The 8,155-nt window shown below is 43.6% G+C and carries 7 protein-coding genes and 1 pseudogene; 5 read left to right on the top strand and 3 right to left on the bottom strand.

Translation table 11 applies throughout. The features are described 5' to 3' along the window. From OGV52_RS20850 to OGV52_RS20840, 3 genes and pseudogenes are all read right to left on the bottom strand, one after another. A pseudogene (locus OGV52_RS20850) lies at positions 1–895 on the bottom strand (IS3 family transposase); the annotation flags it as partial. 158 nt (positions 896–1,053) lie between these two features. Beyond that, entirely contained in the window at positions 1,054–1,545 is a 492-nt protein-coding gene (locus tag OGV52_RS20845; RefSeq protein ID WP_200052037.1) for a hypothetical protein, read from the bottom strand. Then, a complete protein-coding gene (locus OGV52_RS20840) occupies positions 1,529–2,338 on the bottom strand; it encodes a winged helix-turn-helix domain-containing protein (protein ID WP_287109088.1) in 810 nt (269 codons plus the stop codon). The genes OGV52_RS20845 and OGV52_RS20840 overlap by 17 nt, the downstream gene beginning before the upstream one ends. A 342-nt stretch (positions 2,339–2,680) precedes the next feature. On the opposite strand from OGV52_RS20840, the gene OGV52_RS20835 reads away from it, so the two are divergent. The 5 genes from OGV52_RS20835 to OGV52_RS20815 all read left to right on the top strand — a co-directional run bounded on the left by OGV52_RS20835 (position 2,681) and on the right by OGV52_RS20815 (position 8,142). After that, positions 2,681–3,481 carry an EAL domain-containing protein gene (locus OGV52_RS20835; RefSeq protein WP_200052039.1) on the top strand — a complete coding sequence of 267 codons (801 nt, stop codon included), beginning with the start codon at positions 2,681–2,683 and terminating at the stop codon, positions 3,479–3,481. 61 nt (positions 3,482–3,542) lie between these two features. Beyond that, positions 3,543–4,070, top strand: coding sequence for a hypothetical protein (locus OGV52_RS20830; RefSeq protein ID WP_200052040.1), 528 nt, complete (start codon positions 3,543–3,545; stop codon positions 4,068–4,070). Positions 4,071–4,202: 132 nt separating this feature from the next. After that, positions 4,203–4,727 carry a fimbrial protein gene (locus OGV52_RS20825; protein ID WP_287109087.1) on the top strand — a complete coding sequence of 175 codons (525 nt, stop codon included), beginning with the start codon at positions 4,203–4,205 and terminating at the stop codon, positions 4,725–4,727. Positions 4,728–4,796: 69 nt separating this feature from the next. Beyond that, on the top strand, positions 4,797–5,492 hold the full coding sequence (locus tag OGV52_RS20820) for a fimbria/pilus periplasmic chaperone (RefSeq protein WP_200052042.1): 696 nt from the start codon (positions 4,797–4,799) through the stop codon (positions 5,490–5,492). Positions 5,493–5,541: 49 nt separating this feature from the next. Then, positions 5,542–8,142, top strand: a complete 2,601-nt coding sequence (locus tag OGV52_RS20815; RefSeq protein ID WP_287109086.1) for a fimbria/pilus outer membrane usher protein — start codon at positions 5,542–5,544, stop codon at positions 8,140–8,142. Positions 8,143–8,155 lie beyond the last annotated feature (13 nt).

Genomic DNA, 8,155 nt, shown 5'->3' with positions numbered 1-8,155 from the left:
GTCGGCTTACCCGGCTGGATAAATTCCAGTTTTACTGCATATTTCTCTGCCCATTCAGCCAGAGCCAGTGAGATAAATTCCGGATCGTTATCAATGCGTAGCATGACAGGATAGCCGCGATTTGCGGCGATCCTGTCGAGTACACGGACCATCCGCAGAGCTGGCAGATTCAGATCGATTTCAATCGACAATGCCTCACGGTTAAAGTCATCAACAACATTGAACGTGCGAAAACGACGGCCACAGACCAGGGCATCATGCATAAAATCGACAGACCAGCTCTGATTCAGCGCTTCCGGCGTGGCCAGTGGCGAGGGATTACGCACCGGCAACCGCTGTTTGCCCTTACGACGAAAGTTCAGCTTCAGCAGACAGTAAATACGGTGGATCCTTTTGTGATTCCACGGGTGTCCCTGCCGCCTCAGAACCTGAAAAAGTTTCGGAAAACCGTATCGTGGGTATCGCTCAGCCACTGCCTGCAACGCGACAATAACGGGTTCGTCACGCGTGGTATCCGGACGGTGATGGTAAACCGTTCTGCTCAGGTTCAGACTCCGGCAGGCCTGACGGATACTGAGTCCAAATGTCGTTATCAGATGAGTGACCAGCTCACGCTTAAAGGCTGGTTTTAAAGCTTTTTTTCGATAACGTCTTTCAGCGCCCGGCTCTCAAGGCTCAGGTCGGCAAACATCTGCTTGAGACGTCGGTTCTCGTCCTCAAGATCCTTGATCTTTTTAATATCAGAAGCCTCCATACCGCCGTATCTGGACTTTCAGTTGTAGTAGGTGGCTTCAGAGATACCAGCCTCCCGGCAGACATCTTTAACAGTTCGTCCGGCTTCAACCGACTTAATCACAGCGATGATCTGATGCTCAGTAAAACGGGCTTTACGCATAGCGATCTCCTTCGTTGGCAGATTGATTATGCCGGATGGTCTCTAAATGTGAATGGCACGATTATGCGGGATACTTACAGGAGATCGGGGCGAAAATTAGAACGATTTGAGACTCTGCTGCGTGAAAATGAATCTATCCGCAGCAGAAATGGATTGTTTTAACCTTCCCTGTTCACACACAGAGCAAACGGCGACTGTAAGTTTCCTAGCAACCAGCCGTTATTGGAAGGCTCAACTCTTAGCTGGCGAACAGTTCCATCCGGGACATAAAAGAAACTGCTTTTGAAGCTCTCCTCATCTGCAGTATCGCGTGGATTTTTAAGGTAACGCATATCCATAATAGAAATCTCGCCTGGCCTGTTGATTTCATAACTAAACAATGCAGTTCTTGAGATAAATTTAGCCCCTTTCTCAGAGTAAATATTTCCAGACAAGATAGCTTGGCCATCATGGTTTTCATCAAGACGAAATACCAAGTCCAACATCGCTACGAAATCAGGATCTTGATGGTTATAGCGAATAATTGTTGAACAGTTAACTTTCAGATAGTTTTGATTCTGCCGTTTGTGTACATAGAACCAAACAGATAACGCCAAAACAACGAGTAAAAGTATAGCAATCAACCCTGTTTTTTTAGTGAGTGTGTTCATAACCATTCCAATAGTTATTCAGACAGGAAATGTATGTATCTTTTCTCGACGTACAACGACTAATGAAAGCTCGTCCTTTGTTGCCGTAAAGATATGACTCAGAAACCTGATACAAAAATGAAGTTCCATCCAGACAGTCAATTCCATTCTCCTTCACCAATTCGCTGAACAGCTCTTTTTTTTGTTCAGTAAGCGATGCGGAGTTTCTTTGTATAGTGTATACAGGGCACGAACCATAGTTAAAGAGAAAATAAGTTTTCAATACTCTTACTTGAGCCAAATCTTTTGATGGAACCCTAAGCCCTAATGTAATCATGGTCGCACTTATTATAACCACTGCCATTGCTAGAGCGATAGTTAATTTCTTATACTTAATTCGCCTCGAAGATCGTTGTTTTACTTTCTGCGTGTCATTGTTGTCATTTTCGAACCCAGACTCATCCTCAATAGTGGATTGAGACAGAACTCTTACCTCGACATCACTATTAAACATGAAACCAACGCGAGGCACAGTAGTAATACACTCCTCGACAATCCCAAACTTTACGAAGTATTTTCTCAGTTCTGAGATGTATTTATTTAATGTGTGGCTCGATGAGTGCAACCCATGAGCATCCCAGACGCTATCCAGGAGTTCATTTCGCGTCAGAACCTGACCATGCTTTTCCAGAAGACATGCAAGCAGTCTGTTCATTGTCAGTGAAAGAATGACAGTAGAGCCCTCGTCTCCGAATGGCCATATTGCACCATCTTCAGAGCGATAAAAAACCCTATTATCAATCACGAAAACCATCTCTGACTCCTTATCCATGATGGTAATTGAATGGATCCTCTCGTTTTTCCAACCTGCGAAAACCCATTAACTTCTTAATCGCATATTAGCACAGCCAGACGTGACAACCCCCTTGCCAGACATATCACTTGTAAATTCGCAACCAAACAGAATATTAGTTTGTATTTTAACAAATCGACAATACATATATCTACTTAATGTTTTAAGTTGATAAGATTATTCGCAGAAGTGAATGAGCGGGTTCTTATTCTTCAGGAGCAGTCATCCGACCTACCGCCATTCACAGTTCCGGGAACGAAGAGACACTTCGGGTAGCGAATCCAGTAGATAAGGAGCGGCAGAATGATTAGCACCAAAATGCTCATGAAGGCAGAACGTTTCTTCATCAAAGCATGCACATTGATTAGAGAAACGATCTTATCAGCGGAACTGACTGGTGCTGAATTTGTGCCTTATGTTCAGCCGGTTTACAAGGCTGACGTGATTGTTGGTGGAGAGGTTTTACTGAGAGTTCTTAAAGATGGCGTTCTTCACTCTCCAGAAAAATATCTTTCTGCCATGGAGTCCTGTGAGGTCATTAATGATGTGACATGTTCTCTCCTGTCGGGAGTTAAACGATTTTTTGAAGGATATGTCGGAGCTTTACCAGACGACTTCTATCTTTCTTTCAATATCTGTGCAAAGCAACTGAACGCACCAAAAGTAATTGAAGCGGTCACAGATTTTAATGAAACATTTGAAGGCCGTATAGTTGTAGTGTTGGAAATTGTTGAACGCGGAACAATGGACTTCGATGATTTTGCTCTTGAATCTATGCAACAACTGACCGCGTCAGGTGTGCGTTTTGCTATTGATGACTTTGGAAGTGGAAGTTCATGTCTCAAATACATTGAACATGCTGGATTTTCCACAATAAAAATCGACAGATGTCTTACAGTAATCAGCAATGGTTCTCTGGTTTACTCAACCGTGCTTGATGCAATCTTAATGCTATCTAAGAGTCTCGGTATACAGCTTATTGCTGAAGGAGTTGAGACCGAAGAACAATATCAACTGCTTAAACAAAAAGGTGTTCTCACTTGTCAGGGATATTTATTCTCTCGTCCAGTATGTATTGAACACTTTGCTATTAAGTATCTTTAACAGAAAATTGAGAATGTGTTAACTTCGAATTAGATTCTTATCAATAGGTTTTAGCTTTTATATGCGACACAGAATTTTTACAAAGAACAACTATATCAAAGTTGCATTCATTCATTTGCTTAAGGAAATCTATCCTAAAACACATGTTTGTATTGTTGACATTGACTCCTATACATCTCTTTCAGAATTACTGGATGAAATAGATGGTATCGAACTCAGAGTGAACCAGTATATATACATATTAAAAGGAATGAATGTTCAATCAAAAGTGTTAAGTCCATTAGCAACATTCGGGCGGGATGACAGCTTGGATGATATTAAACATTCGCTGAAAACTGAAGATCCTATTGCTTGGCCAGATTTAAAGCTACATCTGATTATGATGCTGGAGCTGTCAATGATGTCCAAAAAAGATAAACAAATCGCCTGGGCAGTATCGCAACACCCAGATATATCGAGAGTTGCGAAACTAACTAATGTTAATAATAAAACAATCTACTCGCGCATAGCTATTATCGCGAGACAACTTAATTTGAAGAGTTTACATGAAGTGAGATTATTTATTACCAGCGAGATTAATTATATATAGTGATTTTGCGTTTGGGCATCCGCCAATTAAATTTAATGCAATATGAGCAATTGTTATCAATCATTGCCCGTATTGCGTTCCACCCTATTAATTCTGAAAAAGAATTAATTTTTTAAAACTAAGGATATATCAATGAAAAATATTTTCTCTGTTGCATCTATTTCTACCATGTTCATGGTTTCCGCGTCTGCATTCGCAGCAAATGAAGGTGAAACCAGTACTGTAACATTTAATGGTTCAATTAAAGAAAATACCTGCGTACTTAATAGTGGTTCTGTAGGTCAGATTGTTGAACTAGGTGATGTCGAATCAAGCGTATTGGCTTCTTCTGGATTAGCGTCACAACCAGTCAATTTCACCATTTCGCTTGATCAGTGCGATTCCGCTAATGCCTCTATCACTTTCAGCGGTACTACTGAGACTGATGAAGTACTTCGAGTTACGGGAACCAGCCCGGTCGCCACTGGAGTGGGGATCCAAATTCTTGAAAACGGTACTCCCCTGAAGGTAGATGGCTCAGCATCTTCAGCAATCAAAGCTGTCGGAGCGGGTAATGCTGATGAATTCACCTTTACAGCCAGATATATCGCATTAAGTAATAGCATCTCTGCTGGCCAAGCCAATGCTACCGCGCAATTTACTGTGAAATACCAGTAATTATCTAGCCCTCAGCTCTTTATATGCTGAGGGCATTAACCTGCTCATTAATGTTGTAAGGAGAATATTATGTTTTCTTGTTCGTTTCTTAAGCCATTGCCAGCCTTGCTTTTAAGCGCAGCCGTGCTTCTCCCGCAAATTGCTTCTGCGGGAGGAATTGTCTTAGGTGGAACGCGACTTGTTTATCCCTTGGAAGCCAAACAAACAACGTTGTCTGTTCGTAATTCGTCAAAAGAAACCAGCTATCTTGTTCAGTCCTGGGCCGAGAATGCTCAGGGCAACAAATCCACTGACTTTATTATTACTCCTCCGCTGTATGTAAGTAACCCCGGCGACCAGAATATGTTACGTTTAATTTTCAGTGGTCCTTCCCTGCCACAAGACAGAGAGACTTTGTACTACTTCAACGCGAAGGCAATTCCGTCAATTGACAAATCAAAGATGGAAGGGAAAAACACTCTTATGCTCGCTGCTGTTACGCGCATCAAAATGTTTGTTCGTCCGTCAGGTCTTAAGGTTCCAGTTGAAAAGGCACCATCGATGCTGAATTTTAAACGCAGCGGGAACCAGGTGCAAATCAGCAATCCTTCTCCTTATCACATAACTATGGTTCAGGTCGCACTGGATGGTCGCAAGGTTGCTGACACAATGGTGGCACCATTTAGTACTGAATCTCTGTCAGCATCAGGAAGTCCTCGTATGCTGACCTACAGCACAATAAACGACTACGGTGCGGTTTCAGCTCAGCAAAAGCAAAGTCTGTAAGGCGCTTAGTGCAATTGTTCCTCTAATAATTCTGCCTCTGGTTAATATTATGAAGAAGTCTACTTTATCGATAGCCCTGACAGGTTTATTTATTCAGGCCGGTTTCCCCGCTAATGCCTCAGGGCTCTATTTCCCACCAGAATTTTTGGGGGCAGACGCTGATGCAACTGCCGATCTGAATATATTCCAGACTTATGGCTCACAGCGTCCAGGAGATTATCTGGTTGAGGTATTTTTAAATGACAGAAGCCAGGGTCAACAAACGCTGACGTTTAAAAAACGAGAAGAACAAACGGAACAGCAGCGTAGCAAAGACAATACAGGGCTATCTGTATGCTTAACACGTAACATTCTGGCTGCATTGGGAGTGAAAGTCGCCCTCTTCCCGAAGCTTAATTCTCTTGAAGAGACAGAATGTGTAACGCCGGAGAAAGTCATACCGGATGCATTTACTCGCTTTGATTTCACTAAAATGCAGCTTTTTATTAGCATCCCGCAGGCCTCACTACATAATCAGGCGCGCGGATATATTGACCCTTCACTCTGGGATGAAGGTATTAATGCGGCTTTGCTGAATTATAACTTCAGTGGCGGGAATACCTTTGCCGGCAAATCGGACAGTGATAATTACTTCCTTAATCTGAATAGCGGCATCAATCTTGGGGCCTGGCGACTGCGTGATTTTCGAACCTGGAGTTATTACAGCAACAAATACCAAACCCAGCATTCATGGCAACGCTTAAAGACTTATGTCGAACGTTCTGTCATCCCTCTGCGCAGTAATCTGGTGATTGGAGAGAGTTCTACATCAAATCAGATTTTTGACTCGTTGGGTTTCAAAGGCATCAGCCTGTCTACAAATGACAACATGTATCCGGACACCATGAGGGGATTCGCTCCGGTGATCCGCGGCGTGGCTGATAGTAACGCGCAGGTACTGGTTCGCCAGAATGGTTATAGCATTTACCAGACTAACGTATCTCCTGGCGCATTCGAGATAACAGATCTCTACCCCATGTATAGCAGTGGCGATCTGGAAGTGAGCGTAAAAGAAGCCAGCGGTAATACACACGTGTTTACTGTGCCCTATTCCTCTGTTCCATTACTACAGCGTGAAGGCAGGATGACATACAGTATTACTGCAGGCCGATTTACGGGTAATAGCGACCGTTACAACGATCCTGCTTTTGGTGAGGCAACTCTTTTATGGGGACTTCCAAACAATGTAACCCTATATGGTGGCGCACAATATTCAGATAAATACCTGGCGGAGCAACTGGGGCTGGGCATTAACATGGGTGCAATCGGAGCATTATCTGCAGACGTAACGCATGCGGACAGTACTCTGGCAGATGGTTCGAGCCACAAAGGGCAATCGGTCAGATTCCTATATGCGCATTCATTTAATCCTACTGGTACGAATCTCCGTTTAACAGGATATCGATATTCGACGAAGGGATTCCATACTCTTGATGAAACAGCGCTGAAAACCATGAGTGGGCGCTTATACGATCACGATGAGTATGATGAATATGGTAACCGTGTTAAGGACACCTACTCCGACTACTACAATCTGTACAATACCAAACGAGCCAGATTGGAAGCGAATATCTCGCAGAGTCTTGGTACTGCGGGTTCTCTTTACATCACCGGTGTTAAGCAGACTTACTGGAATTCCGGTAGTTCTAATACATCGCTACAAAGTGGCTATAGCAGTACCCTGGGGCCTGTTAACTACTCTCTTTCTTACAGCTTTAATAAACAGAAGAATGAAGGCAATCCGTCCTGGACGGACAAGGTTTTCAACCTGTCGCTGTCGGTCCCATTAGACCAGCTATTTTCGTGGAAAAAGGAATCACGATCTGTCCACGCTACGTTTTATGGCAGCCATGATAATCACGGCAATCTGAGTCAGCAAGCAGGACTGAGCGGTACTGCCCTGGAAGGCAATACCCTTAACTGGAATGTTTCACAAGGATATAGTCACAGCGGAAATGGTGGCAAACGCGGCGGTACCGGAAACGCTGGATTAAATCATCGCGGCGGTTATGGCAACTCGTCACTAGGATACAGCTACAGCGATGATTATCAGCGAGTGAACTACGGGATGAGCGGAGCTCTTATAGCTCACCGTAATGGCATAACACAAGGACAACAGGTAAATGAAAGTGCAGTGCTGGTTGCTGCACCAGGGACCAACGGAGCTAATGTTAAAGGGGCCACTGGTGTAACAACTGATTGGCGCGGATATGCCATAAAACCTTATGCAACTGCCTATCGTGAAAATAGCGTTTCTTTGGATACCAGTACTCTCGATGACAAAACTGAGATAGATAGCGGTGTGGCACGAGTAGTGCCGACCAAAGGTGCAATTGTTCGGGCAAGTTTTGATGTTCGGCGTGGTCATCGCGCCATCATGAACCTTACTCGCAATGGTAAACCACTTCCATTTGGTGCCATGGTAACCAGCGATAAGGTCAGCGGGATTGTAGGAGACGGTGGACAAGTATATTTGTCTGGTCTTCAGGATGAAGGCTACTTAACAGCAAAATGGGGTGAACATCAGCATCAACAATGCATGATTAATTACCGTATTAGTGGCAAAGATCAGGATGCCGCTATTGCCAAAATCAACGCAGCCTGTCATTGATTAACTTGCGTAA

The sequence above is a fragment of the Citrobacter sp. Cb041 genome (genome assembly GCF_030336655.1).
GTDB classification, from domain to species: domain Bacteria; phylum Pseudomonadota; class Gammaproteobacteria; order Enterobacterales; family Enterobacteriaceae; genus Citrobacter; species Citrobacter braakii.
Note: the sequence above shows the minus strand (reverse complement) of the source record. Positions and strands in the feature narration are given on the sequence as shown.